Consider the following 14,821-nt stretch of genomic DNA (forward strand, 5'->3'; position numbering starts at 1 on the left):
TCTTCGCCAAGACCGGGCGGCTGGGATCAGGGGATCAGGATGATCTTGCCCTGGGTGTGGCGCTGTTCCAGCTCCGCGTAGGCGTCAACGACGCGGTAGAGCGGGAACGTGGCAGCGATAGGAATCTCGACGGCGCCCGAGCCGACCAGGTCGACCAGTTCCTCCTGGATCTCCCTCGCGGTCGCATTGTGGCGACCCGCGGTGTGGGCGCCCCGCACGTTCCATGGCGACGGTCGTCTGGATGCGCTCCGGCGGCACGCCGAGAGCGACGGCAAGATCGAGATACTCCGGCCCGTAGAGGTCGATGAAGGCGTCGACTCCGTCGGCTCCAGCCGCCTGCTGGAGCTGTTCGCGCAGACCGTCGCCGTATGGAACCGGGACGACGCCGTGCTTTTCCAGCCACTCGGTGTTGGCCGAGGAGGCGATACCGAGTACGCGAACGCCCTGGGCCGCGAGCATCTGCACCAGGAAGGTGCCGACCCCGCCTGCGGCGGCGGACACGGCTACTGTCTCTCCGGGCTGGGGAGCGACGGCGCGGATAGCAGCGTAGGCCGTGCTGCCGACCATGTGCAGGGAGCCCGCCGCCTCCCAGCTCAGCTGGGACGGCTTGGCCACCAACTGGGCGGCGGGGACGGTCACATGCGTGGCCTGCGCCGACGGGCCGGGCGTCCAGCCCAGCACCTCGTCACCCACGGCGGGCCATTCAACGCCCGCACCGGCGGCAACGACGACCCCGGCGAGGTCGCTGCCCTGGCCGGACGGGAAGGTCGCGGGGAACAGTTCCCGGATCACTCCGGAGCGGATCATCGTGTCGAACGGGTTAATTGCGGCGGCGCGAACTTCGACGACGACTTCCCCGGGCCCAGGGTCAGGCACCAGGACTTCGGTGACATACAGAACGTCACGGCCGCCGTACCGGTCGAATCGCACAGCTCGTGTCTGTCGGTTCATGTCTGCTCCACAAGGTGTCAAGTGGCCCAGGAGGGCCGGGTTTGGCTGAAGTCTTTTGGATCGCGAGGCTCTGCAGGAGCGGCCGTCCGGTCCTCCATGTACCCGGGCTCTGGCCCAAGGGCGGGACTTGCCGGCTGCTCATGAAGGACATCGAGACACTGCCCTCGGCCTCCGGATTATCCAGGCAGCAGAGGCGCGAGAGTGGCATCGGGCCTGACTCTGGACATCCGCGGCATTCCGAGGGTCAGCCGACCAGGCCCGGCATCGGTGCCAGGGCGATGGTGTGGTGGGTGTGCTGGACCTTGGCGTGCAGGTAGCGAAGGTTGGTGGCCGTGGAGTGCACGCCCGTGGGGACGGTTCGGGCGATCGAGATACCGAGATCGCCCAACTGCTGTGCCTTGTCCGGGTTGTTGGTGAGCAGGTCCAGCTCGCTGATGCCGATAGCGCCGAGCATCTGGGCGGCGGCCGTGTAGTCGCGGGCGTCCTCGGGCAGGCCGAGGGCCAGGTTGGCCTGGTAGGTGTCCAACCCCTGGTCCTGGAGCGCGTACGCATCGAGCTTGTTGTACAGCCCGATGTCCCGGCCCTCCTGGCGAAGGTAGAGCAGGACGCCGCCGCTATCGGCGATGCGCTCGACCGCTTCACGGAGCTGGGGACCGCAGTCGCAACGGGCCGAGCCGAAGACATCTCCGGTCAGGCACTCCGAGTGCAGGCGCACCAGCGGGGGTTGGCTTCCCTTTCCGGGGCCGGGACGCGTCGGCGTCGGATCGCCGAGTACCACGGCCAGGTGTTCCCGGCCGTCCGCCAGGCCATGGAAGGTGACCAGCTCGGCGTTCACCGTGTAGCCGTCGGCGAAGCGCAAGGGCACGTGGACGCGAGTGCGCACGGTTGCGGCTGGGATGTCGTGCATGGGGGCTCCTGGGTGTGCGATTGACCCGGTGGGGTCGGGGGTTGCGTGGAGTTGGGCCGCACGGTCTGCCCGGCCGACTCCGACCGGCCGGGCAGACCGTGCGGGGTCGGGGATCAGCCCTGGGTGCCGTCGCGGTTGACCGGGTACAGGCCGAGCACGCCGTTGGGATCTGCGGAGTCGAGGCCCTCGACGTCTCCTCCGACGTAGAGGGGGACGCGGGCCTTGTAGCGGTCGAGGGCGATGCGGGCACCCATGAACGCGCCGAGGCCGAGCGGGATCATGGTCTTGTGGCAGCTCCCAGAACATGTGCTTCAATTTTTAAGCACTCGATGCGAGTCACCCTAGGTCGGAGAACTTCAAATTTCAAGCACTTTCGGAGCAGATTGCTTCAAAATTTAAGGACTGTTACGATCCTCCGCATGGAGGAAGTTCGCTGGCTGAATGCAGAGCAACAGCGCGCCTGGCGCACCTACTGCAGTGCAAGTGCACTCCTGGAGGACACCCTCGACCAGCAGTTGAGGAGTACGGCGGGCATCACGCATCTGTACTACACGGTGATGGTCCACCTCTCCGACGCCCCCCAGCGGCGCCTGCGGATGACAGACCTCGCCGAACGGCTGAATATCGCCCGCGGTCGGCTCACCTACGTGGTGAGTCGACTGGAGGCGGAAGGCTGGGTGCGCCGCGAGGAGTGCGCCACCGACAAGCGCAGCCAGCTCGCCATCCTGACCGACGAGGGCATGACGGCGCTGGAGCAGACCGCACCCGGCCACGTCGCCACCGTCCGGGCTGCGGTCTTTGACCACCTCACCCCCGAACAGACCCGCCAACTCGGCGAGATCTGCGAAACCATCCTCGCTGCCCTCACCGACCCGCAAGGCGTCGCCGCTACCACGGCACCCCCTTGGCGCCGCTGACGGGATCGAGAACATTCAGCCCAGCAGCACTGGGCTCCGGCTAGGGCGCGAGCGAGCCGCATCAGTGGGAAACCCATCGCCCAGCTGGAAGACAAGCCTCGACAGCTATGCCTTCGGTGGGATCCCGTCTCCTTTTGGCAAGGTCTGCACGGCTTGCGCGACCGCGGCTCGGAGCTCGTCGAGGCTGTGGTCGGACCCCAGGACCATGCGTCTCAGCGGGGGCATGGCGATACTCCAGCTGGCCAGTGCGAGGGAGCACCTTTCCGCAGACCGCGCTTGCTTGGGAGTCGGGTTTCTACGATGACCTGGTGGTGCCGGTTGAGGGCGTCGATCTGACGCGTGACGAGAGCATCCGGCCCAGATCCACGCCGGAGGTGCTGGCCGGGCTCACGCCGGTCTTCCGTAGGGCGGCACCATCACGGCGGGCAACGCCAGCCCGCTCAACGACAGTGCCTCCGCGGTGCTGGGCGCTACGGCGCACTGCCTGTGCGCTCTGTCGTCAGGCCGAATACTGCGACTCCACGGGGTCGACGACGTCGACGAGGTGGAGCGCCGCCCACAGAATGCCCTGCTGTTCTTTTACGCTTCGTCCCAGAACCTCTTCAGCACGCCGGATGCGGTACACGACGGTGTTCTTCACCACGTTGAGCCGCGCCGCTGCAGTCGCGGGGCTGCAGTTGCATTCGAGGTAGACGCGCACGGTCTCCCGGAGCATCGCCTCGCGCGGATGTCCCAGGGCCCCGAGCTCGTCCCGGACGAAGTTCTGCGCCCGCTCCGGGTCCGAGGTGAGCAACGCCGCGAGCCGGACGTCCTCGAAGAAGACCGTGCGGCCGCGTGAGCGGGCGGCCGAGTACAGCGTGACGCGGGTCGCTGCCTTCGCCTCTTCGTGCGTGGCTCGGAAGCCATCGAGGCCGCGCGACAGGCGACCGGCCGCGACCAGGGCACCCGGCACCACGGGGATCGAGCGGACCGCCGCGCTCCGCGGGTCGGTGAACCCGCCCCATGCCCATACCTCGCGATGGTCCGACGGGATCACCAGGTGTGCGGTCGCGCCGATGCGCGTCAGGAGCTTGGCGGCCACCCGATCGAGTCCCTCCGACTCCGCGTCCTCGTCGCACGCGTCGCGTCGCAGTATCAGGCCGACATGGGTCCGGTTCGCGAGCTCGTACCGCAGCGCCTTGGCGGGGTCCAGGTCCGTGTGGTCGCCACGCAGCAGAGCCCTGAGCAGCTTCCCACGCGAGCCGTCGATGCTGGTGAGCCATGCTTGCTCCTCGGCCGCGTATGCGGCGCTGCATGCGAGCGAGAACGAACTCACGAGGTCGACCAGAAACCGCGACAGGTCGGAGAGTCCCTCCGACTGCTGATCGGGCGGCACAAGGCGGCGGAACTCAGAGACAAGGGCGTCGCTGAAGCGAGCATGGGAAGCTCGCTGGAACGCGAGTATGCGCTCGAGCGGAATCCGTTGTCTCACGGCTCGGGCGATCTGTCGGGTGGTCTCCGTGGGAACCGTCGTGGGGACCGGCCGGCCGAGGCAAAGAGACACCAGGGCCTCCATGACGACCGCCTCGGCGGTGGGGCGCACCTCTTCCGTGGCCTCTGCGCGGCGGAGGGCAAGGATGTCGGGGTCGACTGCGAGTCCCGCGAGCTCGTGACAGAACTCGACGGCCCACGAGGATGCCCCGATTCCGATGCCGGCAACGGTCCGGTTCCAGGTCTCCGGGAGGCAGGTCGGCTCCAGCTCATCAGGGGGAGCGGTGGGGTGCAGCTGACACACCCAGGATCCGATGGCGAACATCCGCATCCCCTCTCGCATCGTCGCGAGCGCCCGAGGTGGTCGGGCCTGCCGGCAGGACACTCTCTGCACACATCCCGCTGAAGGGGTGGCGCTGGCGGGAGGGGCGGGGACGGTGCTCCGGCCCTCCCTTCGATTCTGCCCATGTTACTGCTTGGCCTCGGGGTACAGCTCGATCGCGGAGTGCAGGATGCGCTCCCACGTGGTGTCGTTCACTTCGAGGATGTTGCCGTCCGGGTCCTTGACGTAGGCGTATTTCGCGGGATCGCTCGGCGCCCACCCGGCCGGATCGCCGAAGCCCTCCCCGCCATTCGCCACTGCACGCGCCAACGTGGCCTCGACGTCGTCGACGGCGATGGCGAAGTGCATGAACGACGCCTCCGGCTGCGGCACGCCGATCGTAGGGTTGCGATCGGGGAGGAACTGGAACAGCTCGAGGCCGAAGCCGTCGGGCAGTTCGATGAATCCGATCCGGTAGTCGGTGTCCTTCAGACCGAAGATAATCTCGGTCATCTGCTTGCCGGTGTGGTAGGGGTGGAGGACTTCCTTACCGCCGAATGTCTCGACGTAGAACCTCGTGGAGCGCTCGATGTCGGAGACGCGTACGGCCAGGTGCTGGACACTCGCCATCAGAAGCGCCCTTCTTCGACCAGCTCGCGCAGGCTCGCTGCCTGATCCGCCAGTGGGTACGAAAAGTCTTCGTCGACCATCGCCACCAACTCTTCCGTCGTTTCGTCGTAGGACTGCGCGTTCGTCGAGCAGCCGTCTCTCATGCTCGTTCGGCGCCCCCCGATTTCGCTTGCCTCCCTGGGGCAATCCGCTGCGCCGGATTTGGCGGATCGGGGCAAGCGACGCGGGAGTGCGGGGGGATTGACTCGATCCACTCCTCATCCCACGGCAACGAGGCCGGGTGAGAAGGAGCGGACGAAGGGAACGACGATGTCGTCGAACGACACAACCGCTGTGATCGGCGATCTCCGGGTACCGGAGCCGGACCTCACCTCGCAGCAGGTCATCGCCCGTGCCGCGGCGATGCGCCCGGCTCTCCGCGAGAATCGCGTGAAAGCAGCGGAGGAGGGCAAGTACTCCGCCGTAATCCACAAGGCGTTCGAGGACGCCGGCTTCTACCGCCTCGTGCAGCCGCGGAAGTACGGCGGGTACGAGTTCGGCCTGGAGACGTACTACCGGACGATGATCGAGATCTCGCGCGGAGACCCCGGCATCGGCTGGTGCCTGACCCTGGGGACCGGTCACACGATCCCCCTGGTCGCGCACTTTCCGGAGGAGGTCGTGCGGGAGGCCTTTGGCGAGGACGGCGTCTTCATCGCGCCGCACTCCGTCACCCCCCGAGGCGGGCTCGTCCCCACGGAAGGCGGATTCCGCCTCACTGGGGTGTGGCCGTACTCGTCCGGTGTCCCGTACTCGACGCACGCGATGGTGAGCACGCTCATCCTGGCCGAGGGCAGTGACCCCGTCCCAGCTGTGGTTCTCCTCCCGCGCGGCGACTACACCGTACGGGACGACTGGGGAGCACACGCCACGATGGCCCTCGGCGCGAGCGGTTCGAACACGGTCGTCGTGGAGGACGTCCTCATCCCGGCCGCGAACGTGTCTCCCCTGTTCGAATGGGGATACTCGAACCTCCCTGAAGGCACGCACGGCACCCGTTCCACCGGTAACCCCTTGTACCTGGGCCAGGTCCAGCCGCTGTATCCGGCCTCGCTCGCGGCTGTCCAGGTCGGTGCGGCGTGGGCGGCGCTCGATGCTTATGAAGAGACCATCCTGACCAAGAAGCGCCTGTACCCGCCACTGGTCGAGCGGTACAAGCACGAAGAGGGCCAGAGCATCTGGGGCCAGGCGCGGGCGACGATCGACGCGGCGCAGGCGGTCCTTCTCACTGCGGCCCGCGACTACGAGCGTCTTGGCGAGCGCTGGGCGAGCGGTGACATCCCACCCTTCGAGGACTGGGTCGCCCTCGGCAACGTGCTGTACGCGTCGTGTCGGCTGTCGCACGAGGCCACTGAACTGCTGTTCCGCTCAGTGGGCTCTTCGGTGGCGCGGAAGGGCCTGCCGCTGCAGGACTACTTCCTGGTGACGCAGATGTCGAAGGCGCAGATCGCGGAGCACGTGCCTGTCATCACTGTGACGACGGCGAGGGCCCACTTCGGGCTGGACTTGAACACCGTTTAGGGCCAACGAGCCATTTCAACCTGATGCCGGGACCGGACAGTTGGGCTGATAATGCGGTGAAACCCCTGGTAGATGGGTCCTCGATCAGAGGCTCAATGTGCTCGCTCAGCCGGCGGGCGTCGACGTGTCCAACTCTGCCCCGCGTGTGCTCACCCGGCAGTTGCGGTGACGCCGCCGCGAAATCGGCTCCCGTTGGCGGGCACGAACTGTCGCGTCTGCAGGCGCTCGCTCCTAAGCCCGGCACGCGTGCTCGGAAGCGCCCTTGCCACAGCTGCCGCTCTTCGGCCACGACCATCCTGTCGCCGGTGGCGATCACGTCTACGCCCGCTCCCGGGGGACCGCAGGAAGCGAACGGCATCGCGGCAGCTTTGACGACCGGGCGCTGTGGCAGCGCTTCCAATGCGTCTCTGGTGCGCCGCTGTTCGGCACCCGTCACCAGAAGGAAGCCCTGCTCATGCGGCACTCTTTCACGCCCGCCAACCGCATCGCCCGCAGCACCTGGATCCGCGCCGCCTCCACTCCGGTCGGCGCCAAGCTCGGCAAAGCCCTGATGGGCTGACACCTCACCAGAAAGGAAAGCGAATGACTCGGACGATCGAGACAGTGGTCGATCGCTACATGACGACCGTCGATCGCGCGGTGCACGAGCCCGAAGCACTGAAGCAGCTTGAGGCGGTGTTCGCGCCGAAGGCCACTGTGCAGTTCGGCGAACTCCCTCCGGTGACCGGCCTGGCCGACATCACGGAGTTCTACCGAAATCTCTACTTGGGTATGGCCGACAGCAAGCACGTGTGGACCACCACGGTGCTCGACGAAGGAACGATCGAGGTCCGCTTCATAGCGGCGTGGCGCGCCGCCGACGGCCGACTCGGATCCCAGAGCGGCATCGAGCACGTGACCGTCGACGCGGACGGGCTGATCACGGAGCTGCAGGTGCTCATCCCGAAGAACGACGGCGCCTGACCGGCCGGGCGGGGCGGGATCTGGTGGTTCCGATCTTCCCCGGTTCCTGTCCCTCGCTGTAACACGACTCGACGCTCAACCCAAGACGGCGGATGCCGAGTTGTTCTGTGAGTTCGTGGGCGCTGACGCCGTACGTCTGCCGGATCCGTACGCCGCTCGGGCCGACGTCGAAGATGCCGCAGTCCGTGTAGACGCGGCTGACACAGCCGACCCCGGTGAGCGGGTAGGTGCACTGCGGCACGAGCTTCGGCTCACCGGAGCGGGTGAAGAGCGCCATCATCACGTAGACGTCCTTAGCGCCGATGGCGAGATCCATGGCGCCGCCAACGGCAGGGATGTCGTCGGGCTTGCCGGTGGTCCAGTTGGCCCCGGAGCCGGCCGGGATGTCACGTGCGATGGCACCGGCCAGTTCGTCCATCGAGATCCGTTTCCGCGATCGCCCGCCACCACTGGAGGTATGTCATGCCCGCAACCGAGGCGACGAAAGCGATCACCGCCGCAGCCGTCGACAGTTTCCGCGACACCCCGGACCCGCGGTTGCGTGAACTGCTCCAAGGGCTCGTGCGCCATCTGCACGGTTACGTCCGTGAGTTGCGCCCACGATCCAGGAGTGGGAGTACGCGGTGGACTACCTCACGGCCGTAGGGCAGAAATGTGACCCCATTCGTCAGGAGCTCATCCTGCTCTCTGACGTGCTGGCTGTCTCCATGCTGGTCGAGAACGTGAACGAGCAGGGCGGCGGAACCGAGAGCACCGTCCTGGGACCCTTCCACGTCGTCGAGTCCCCCGAGCGCGAGAGCGGGGACAACATCGATCTCCTGGGCACCGGAACGCCCTGTGTCGTGTCGCTCCGCGTCACATCGGCGGACGGCGGCCCGCTGACCGGAGCGAGCGCCGATGTGTGGCAGTGCAGCGAGGACGGCTTCTACGACGTGCAGCAGCCCGACGTCCAGCCTCTGGGCAACGGACGCGGGCTGTTCAGGACCGACGACGAAGGCCGGGGGGTTCCGCACGGTCGTGCCGAGCCACTACCCCATTCCGACCGACGGCCCGGTGGCCGCGCTGCTCGGCGCCACCGGGCGGCATCCCTATCGCCCGGCGCACATCCACTTCATCGTCGAGGCCGACGGCCACCGGCCGCTGACAACGCACATCTTCGTCGCCGACGGCCCCTACCTGGACTCGGACGCCGTCTTCGCCGTCAAGGAGAGCCTCGTCGTCGACTTCGCGCAGGTCGACGACGAGGACCGGGCCCACGAGTATCACCGCTCCGTTCCGGCTGGCCGACTTCGACATCACCGTCGAACCGGCTACGGACCAGGACGCCCGGTGAACACGCCGCTCGCCTTCAGCTACGAGGCACTGCCGATGCGGGTGGTTATGGGCACCGGCGCCCTCGGCCGGCTCGCCGACGAGATCGACCACGCGAGCCTCAAGCGGGTCATGGTGCTGTGCTCGCCCGGACAGCGGGAGCTCGCCGTAACCGTCGCCGGCCTCATCGGCCCACGCGCGGTGGACATCCACCCCCCACGCCCGTATGCACGTGCCCGCCGAGTCGGCGGGCGAGGCCCAACGACGTGCGAAAGAGGTGAACGCGGACGGCTGCGTCGCCGTCGGCGGCGGCTCGGCGATCGGCCTCGGAAAGATCGTCGCTCTGTGGTACGGCCTGCCGGTCATCGCCGTACCGACGACGTACGCCGGCTCCGAGATGACGCCCGTGTGGGGTGTGACGGAGAACGGCGTCAAACGCACCGGCCGGGATCCACGCGTCCTGCCGGTCTCGGTGCTGTACGACCCCGCGCTCACCGTGACCGTGCCGGCGGCGGTCTCCGCGGCCAGCGGCATGAACGCGATCGCGCACGCGGTCGAGGCCCTCTACGCGCCCGACGCCTCCCCCCAGCGTCGACCTGATGGCCGAGGAAGGCGTACGGGTGCTGGCCGCCGCACTCCCGGACGTCGTCGCCGACGGCACCGACCTCGCCGCCCGCGCCCGGGCCCAGTACGGCGCCTGGCTGTGCGGTGCCTGCCTCGGGGCCACCACCATGTCCCTGCACCACAAGCTCTGCCACGCCCTCGGCGGCACCCTCGACCTGCCCCACTCCCCCACCCACACCGTGGTGCTCCCGCACGCCCTCGCCTACAACCAGGGCGCGGCGCCCAAGGCGGTGGCCGCGCTCGGCCGTGCCCTCGGCACCCCGGTAGACCCGGCCGCCTTTCTGTGGGACCTCGCCGGGCGGCTCGGTGCTCCGCGGTCTCTGCAGGAACTCGGCATGGCCGAGAGCGCCATCGACCGGATCGTCCAGGTCGCGCTGGCCAACCCCTACGCCAACCCCCGTGAGGTGACCGCAGACGGCCTCGGCCACCTCCTGCGTGCCGCCTAGATGATCTATTCCAAGGGATCGCGCTGGTCGCTGGCGGTCGGGAGCACGGTTTACCGGCGAGTATGTAGGGCCTGGTGTCTTGGGTGCGCTGCCATGTCAGCTGTCAGCCCGGTTCCCGGTTCTGCGCGAAGCCGCTGGTTTCGGACGGGTCCGTTGTCGGTAGCCTCGCCCGATGCGAATCCTGTTCACGTTCATCGGTGGCAGCGGTCACTTCCGCCCTCTCATCCCTGTGGCCCGAGCAGCTCAAGCCGCAGGTCACACGGTCGCCATTGCCGGTGCGGGCGGGAGGGGGCCCGAGATCGCAGCCGCCGGGTTCACTGCCTTCGCCACGAGCGAGCCGCGCAGACGCGCGGAAGCCGCGGACCGCAGGACGGTGGAGATACCCTATCCGGAAGCGGATGTTCGGCAGCTGGCAGAGGGCTTCGCCCGGCGCGGGGCTCGGCGGCATGCTGCGGCGGTTCTTGAACTTGCCCGTGCGTGGAAGCCTGATGTCCTGGTGCGTGACGAGGTCGACTTCGGCACCGCGATCGCGGCCGACTCGCTCGGACTTCCCTGCGCGACTGTCCTTGTGCTCGCGGCCGGGGGCTTTCTGCGCAAGGACGTCGTCGCCGAGCCGCTGCACGAGCTGCGATCCGCATACGGCCTGCCGCCGGACCCCGAACTCGCCATGCTGGACCGGCACCTGGTTCTGTCGCCGTTCCCGCCGAGCTTCCGAAACCCGCGCTTCCCCTTGCCGGCACGCACCTTCTCGTTCCGACAGACAGCCATCAGTCCAGCTGACGCCACGCCGCGCACGCCCACCGTGTACTTCACTCTCGGCACCGTGAACAACACCACTGACCTGTTCTCCCAGGTCATGGCCGGGCTCCGGGAGCTTCCCGTGAACGTGGTCGTGACCGTCGGTGAGCGCGTCGACCCCGCAGAGCTCGGGCCGCTGCCCGACCACGTCCGGGTCGAACAGTTCGTTCCGCAGGAGCTGCTTCTGCCGCAGTGCGATCTGGTCGTCTCGCACGGAGGCTCCGGCAGCCTCATGGGAGCGCTCGCCCACGGCCTGCCGTCGGTCCTGCTCCCCCTGGGCGCGGACCAGCCATACAACGCGCAGCGGTGCGTCGAACTCGGTACCGCCCAGGTCCTGGACCCGGTCACTGTCACCCCGGAGGAAGTGCGCATGACGGTATCGGCTGTGCTCGCCGACGGCGCCTACCGCCGCGCCGCCGAGCGGGTCCGAGAGGAGATCAACGCGCTACCGGGAGCCGAGCAGACGATTCCCCTGCTCGAAGGGCTCTACCGATCAACCCCGCAGCGAAGCTGAAGTCCATCGAAGTGAGTGTGCGGCAACTCTGGATTGCCCTGAACCCGCGCTGACTGCCTGCGCGCATGGAAAGAGGGAGTCCAACGTCGGTGTGCGAAGACTGACTTGGACTCCCTCGCGACCGCACTCTATGTGATGACCGACGACCTACTCAGGGATTCCCCGCTGCTCGCTCCCTGGCGGCCGACGGTGGGTATCGCCCCACAGCTCGGTGACGCGGAGCTGGTGACGCTGGCGATGATGCAGGCGATGCTCGGTTTCACCTCCGAGGCCCGCTGGCTGAGGCACGCCGACGCCCACCTGCGTTACCTGTTCCCGTACCTGCCGAAGCAGCCCGGCTACAACAAGCGGCTGCGCAAGTCCGCCGAGCTCATCCGACACGTCACCCGCATACTGGCACGGGACACCACGTTGTGGAGCGACGACGTGTGGGTCGTGGACTCCACACCTGTGGAGTGCGGACGCTCCCGCGAGACCGTGAAGCGCTCCGACCTGGCCGGATGGGCCCAGTACGGGTACTGCGCCAGCCACACCCGCTACTTCTGGGGGCTACGGCTGCACCTGGTCTGCACCCTGCACGGCCTTCCTGTCGCCTTCGCGCTGACCGGGGCCAAAGCCGATGAGCGCGAGACGCTGCTGGACCTGCTCGCGGTAGAGCCGCAGCTCATAGTCGAGCGACCGGGGCAGACGCTGATCGGCGACAAGAACTACTTCGGCCACGACTTCGAGCGGCAGTTGGCAGAGCTGGACGTCCGACTGCTGCGGCCGGCCCGCAAGGGCGAGGCGGAGCGGCCGGGATCGCACCTGTTCAAGCCGCTGCGGCAGGTCATCGAGTCGATCAACGAGACCTTCAAAGGGCAACTCGACCTCGAACGACACCGAGGCCGCACCCCCGGCGGCGTGGCTGTCCGCGTCCTACAGCGCATTCTCGCTCTCACCGCCGCGATCTGGCACAACGACCACACCGGCCAGCCGACCATGCGCGCCCTGACTGCCTACGATCACTGAACCCCTTGGAATAGATCATCTAGTCCGGACGACCCCCGACCGCTTGAGAACACGCCCGCCCCAGCGGCGCAGCCGGATCACGTTCAAAGCCGACAACCACGAACAAAGTCATCGCGTCCACAGCCGGGACAGTGGCGGACGCCGACAAAGAATTCGCCCGCCAGTTCCTGGCCGATGAGCTCGAGGTGGAGATGCCGCGGCGACCGGCACGAAAACCGCGTCTTCAACAAGTCCACCCGGAACTCCGGCCCGCTGCCCACGAGGGCGAGCCGTATCACCCGCGCGGAGGGGGAGGAACCGGTCGAGCCCGGCGACACCGAGCCCGACACCGTGAAACAAGCTGAGCGGAAGCGGAGAGACGCCGCGCGTGCTGCGCGAGACGTTGCGGGTGTACTGGCAATCCCAATTGCCGACCGCAGGACGCGGCTCGCGCTTGATTTCGTGGCGAAGTAGACCGTCATCTATCGCGTCAAGCGCACGGAGGAACCGCTCGGCCAGAGATCGGGACCCAGCAACTCGAACTGGGCGCCGCGTTGCGGCCCGGGGCCGTCATCGGCCCAGATGCGAGCTCTCCCGCGCCGACCACGCAACCAGTCGCTCGACGAGACGTTGGTTCGTCGGCGCAATCGGCAAAGGACAATTTGGTGAGATCGGGCAAGAGGGCAGGTCGGCCCTTCGGGTTCCATGAATACATCGTTTCGTCGATGTTGACTGGAGACGCCGCCGATGTCTGAACTCACTAATTACAAGCAGGCGCGAAAGCACGTCGCGCTGATCGACGAACTTTCTCTGGAGCCGGGGCTGTCGCCTGACGGTTTCCGCGAGGCGTTTCGCAACCATGCGGGCGGCGTTGCGGTAGTGACCGCTGACGCCGGCCGAGGTCCGGTCGCCCTGACCGCGACATCGGTGATATCAGTGAGCGCAACGCCCCCTCTTCTCGTGTTCTCCGTCTCGACCCTCTCTTCGTCGACACCGACGATCCTGGAGTCGTCGTCCGTGGTCGTACACCTACTGGGGGCCGGGCAGGTCGACCTCGCACGTCTTTGTGCGACGAGCGGAGCGGACCGCTTCGCGGACACCGCCGCCTGGACCCGGCTGCCGACCGGCGAGCCGCACTTCGTCGCGGCACCGGTAAGCATCCGGGGCAGGATCGCGGCCACCTGCACAGCCGGGGCTTCGACGCTCGTCGTCGTCAACGCCACCCACGCGCACCATGCGCCGACGGGCGCCGACGCCCGAAGTGACGCTTCGGGTCCGCTGGTTTACCACAACCGGACCTGGCATCAGCTGAGCGAGCTGTCCCAGTTGGTCCCGACCGCGTACTAGCGCGATCGCATCTCGATACACACCCACCGCGCCAGAGTCGAAGTCAGGCGGATCTCCACCCAGAACAGGAGCTCCTTCATGACGATTCACGCAGTCAGCGCCATGGAAGCGGTAGCCGATGAGGCAGGCAAACGTGGGAAACTGACGATCACCTGCGCAGCGTCGCGTCCTCTCCGAAAACGCCTGTTCGACCCAGTGCCCTGAGACACACATGTCGCCGCACCCCGCGTCCAGTATCAAAGGAGTAGACGACTTTCCATGGCCAAGCTGAAGATCATCATCGCGAGCACGCGGCCGGGCCGGATCGGCCTCACCATCGGTGAGTGGTTCGAGAACCACGCCAAGGAACACGGCGGCAAGTCGAGTCGGCCGAAGAAGCGCGCGCCGCCGTCGCCGCCACCCGTTACGCCCTCACCGCCCCGCCTCGGCGGGCGTGCCCCGGGCGGCTGCCAGGCTGGCGAGAACGTCCTAGTACTCTAGTGAGAGTTCTCCGTATGTCCTGGTCAGCGGCCTGGTGGCGGTGAGTGTAGCCGGGCTGCTGTGGGGCCGGAGGCGGTTTCGCGGGCAAGTCGCACGAACGAGTGCCCCGGCGCATGCCGTGGCAGCCCGGTGGACAGCCCACGGATGTGCTCAATGATCTGCCCACGGAAACGTGGGACCAGGAACTGGACGAACTGCTCCTACGAGTCGGGGCCCGCTTCGGCCGGGTTGAACCCCGGCGGCGGATGCGGGACTACGTGCAAGGACTCCTTGGCCTGGTAGGCCGCAAGAACAGCTGGCAACTGGCCGAGTACGCAGGCCATTCGGCCCCGCACCGGCTGCAGCACCTGCTCGCAGGGGCCCGCTGGGACGCAGACCAGGTCCGCGACGACCTCCAGGCCTACATCGCCGAGCGCCTCGGCGCCCCCGACGGTGTCCTGATCATCGACGACACCGGCTTCGTCAAGAAGGGCGACTAATGCCGACATCGGCATTAGGTGCCTTATGTCGTCTGGTCAGTAATGCCGCGGGATACCTGCTGAGCCCGGATCCACCGGCTTGATTTCCGGGTGATCGTTTCGGGGGTCTTGCGGT

15 protein-coding genes and 4 pseudogenes are annotated in these 14,821 nt (G+C 67.5%); 11 read left to right on the forward strand and 8 right to left on the reverse strand.

Annotated features, from left to right (window positions below):
• Positions 1-26: 26 nt before the first annotated feature.
• The 4 genes and pseudogenes from ABH941_RS35000 to ABH941_RS35015 form a co-directional block, all read right to left on the reverse strand.
• The gene (locus ABH941_RS35000; protein WP_370134012.1) at positions 27-275 is read right to left on the reverse strand and encodes a zinc-binding dehydrogenase; all 249 of its coding nucleotides are present in this window, start codon (positions 273-275) and stop codon (positions 27-29) included.
• Positions 276-723: 448 nt separating this feature from the next.
• Positions 724-951: pseudogene (locus ABH941_RS35005) on the reverse strand (NADP-dependent oxidoreductase); the annotation flags it as partial.
• 244 nt (positions 952-1,195) lie between these two features.
• On the reverse strand, positions 1,196-1,858 hold the full coding sequence (ribA, locus tag ABH941_RS35010) for a GTP cyclohydrolase II (RefSeq protein ID WP_370134015.1): 663 nt from the start codon (positions 1,856-1,858) through the stop codon (positions 1,196-1,198).
• Between the two features lie 113 nt (positions 1,859-1,971).
• Positions 1,972-2,139, reverse strand: a complete 168-nt coding sequence (locus ABH941_RS35015) for a hypothetical protein (protein WP_370134017.1) — start codon at positions 2,137-2,139, stop codon at positions 1,972-1,974.
• Positions 2,140-2,277: 138 nt separating this feature from the next.
• Here ABH941_RS35015 and ABH941_RS35020 point away from each other — a divergent pair, with 138 nt between their 5' ends.
• Positions 2,278-2,775 carry a MarR family winged helix-turn-helix transcriptional regulator gene (locus ABH941_RS35020; RefSeq protein WP_370134021.1) on the forward strand — a complete coding sequence of 166 codons (498 nt, stop codon included), beginning with the start codon at positions 2,278-2,280 and terminating at the stop codon, positions 2,773-2,775.
• A 499-nt stretch (positions 2,776-3,274) separates the two neighbouring features.
• Here ABH941_RS35020 and ABH941_RS35025 read toward each other — a convergent pair whose 3' ends face one another.
• From ABH941_RS35025 to ABH941_RS35035, 3 genes are all read right to left on the reverse strand, one after another.
• Positions 3,275-4,570, reverse strand: coding sequence for a PucR family transcriptional regulator (locus ABH941_RS35025; RefSeq protein WP_370134024.1), 1,296 nt, complete (start codon positions 4,568-4,570; stop codon positions 3,275-3,277).
• 144 nt (positions 4,571-4,714) lie between these two features.
• Positions 4,715-5,197: a VOC family protein gene (locus ABH941_RS35030; protein WP_370134027.1), complete on the reverse strand. Its 483-nt coding sequence runs from the start codon at positions 5,195-5,197 to the stop codon at positions 4,715-4,717.
• Positions 5,197-5,340 (reverse strand): hypothetical protein, encoded by a 144-nt coding sequence (locus ABH941_RS35035; protein ID WP_370134030.1) that lies wholly within the window; start codon positions 5,338-5,340, stop codon positions 5,197-5,199. The genes ABH941_RS35030 and ABH941_RS35035 overlap by 1 nt, the downstream gene beginning before the upstream one ends.
• Before the next feature lie 166 nt (positions 5,341-5,506).
• On the opposite strand from ABH941_RS35035, the gene ABH941_RS35040 reads away from it, so the two are divergent.
• The 3 genes from ABH941_RS35040 to ABH941_RS35050 all read left to right on the forward strand — a co-directional run bounded on the left by ABH941_RS35040 (position 5,507) and on the right by ABH941_RS35050 (position 7,720).
• On the forward strand, positions 5,507-6,757 hold the full coding sequence (locus ABH941_RS35040; RefSeq protein WP_370134033.1) for an acyl-CoA dehydrogenase family protein: 1,251 nt from the start codon (positions 5,507-5,509) through the stop codon (positions 6,755-6,757).
• A 262-nt stretch (positions 6,758-7,019) separates the two neighbouring features.
• Positions 7,020-7,316, forward strand: coding sequence for a hypothetical protein (locus ABH941_RS35045; protein WP_370134036.1), 297 nt, complete (start codon positions 7,020-7,022; stop codon positions 7,314-7,316).
• A 44-nt stretch (positions 7,317-7,360) separates the two neighbouring features.
• Positions 7,361-7,720, forward strand: a complete 360-nt coding sequence (locus ABH941_RS35050) for a nuclear transport factor 2 family protein (RefSeq protein WP_370134039.1) — start codon at positions 7,361-7,363, stop codon at positions 7,718-7,720.
• 91 nt (positions 7,721-7,811) lie between these two features.
• On the opposite strand, the pseudogene ABH941_RS35055 reads toward ABH941_RS35050, so the two are convergent.
• Positions 7,812-8,096: pseudogene (locus ABH941_RS35055) on the reverse strand (CoA-transferase); the annotation flags it as partial.
• A gap of 86 nt (positions 8,097-8,182) precedes the next feature.
• Between ABH941_RS35055 and ABH941_RS35060 the strand changes: the two are divergent.
• From ABH941_RS35060 to ABH941_RS35090, 7 genes and pseudogenes are all read left to right on the forward strand, one after another.
• Positions 8,183-9,053 (forward strand): annotated as a pseudogene (locus tag ABH941_RS35060) (dioxygenase).
• A 35-nt stretch (positions 9,054-9,088) separates the two neighbouring features.
• Positions 9,089-10,101, forward strand: a pseudogene (locus ABH941_RS35065) (maleylacetate reductase).
• A 172-nt stretch (positions 10,102-10,273) separates the two neighbouring features.
• Complete coding sequence (locus ABH941_RS35070; protein ID WP_370134042.1) at positions 10,274-11,413, forward strand: glycosyltransferase; 1,140 nt, start codon at positions 10,274-10,276, stop codon at positions 11,411-11,413.
• Between the two features lie 135 nt (positions 11,414-11,548).
• The gene (locus tag ABH941_RS35075) at positions 11,549-12,421 is read left to right on the forward strand and encodes an IS982 family transposase (protein WP_370134044.1); all 873 of its coding nucleotides are present in this window, start codon (positions 11,549-11,551) and stop codon (positions 12,419-12,421) included.
• A 726-nt stretch (positions 12,422-13,147) separates the two neighbouring features.
• Positions 13,148-13,747 (forward strand): flavin reductase family protein, encoded by a 600-nt coding sequence (locus tag ABH941_RS35080; protein WP_370134047.1) that lies wholly within the window; start codon positions 13,148-13,150, stop codon positions 13,745-13,747.
• A gap of 258 nt (positions 13,748-14,005) precedes the next feature.
• Entirely contained in the window at positions 14,006-14,227 is a 222-nt protein-coding gene (locus ABH941_RS35085) for a hypothetical protein (protein WP_370134049.1), read from the forward strand.
• 113 nt (positions 14,228-14,340) lie between these two features.
• Positions 14,341-14,706, forward strand: a complete 366-nt coding sequence (locus ABH941_RS35090) for a transposase (RefSeq protein WP_370134051.1) — start codon at positions 14,341-14,343, stop codon at positions 14,704-14,706.
• Positions 14,707-14,821 lie beyond the last annotated feature (115 nt).

The sequence above is a fragment of the Streptacidiphilus sp. EB103A genome, assembly GCF_041261405.1.
Classification (GTDB): domain Bacteria; phylum Actinomycetota; class Actinomycetes; order Streptomycetales; family Streptomycetaceae; genus Streptacidiphilus.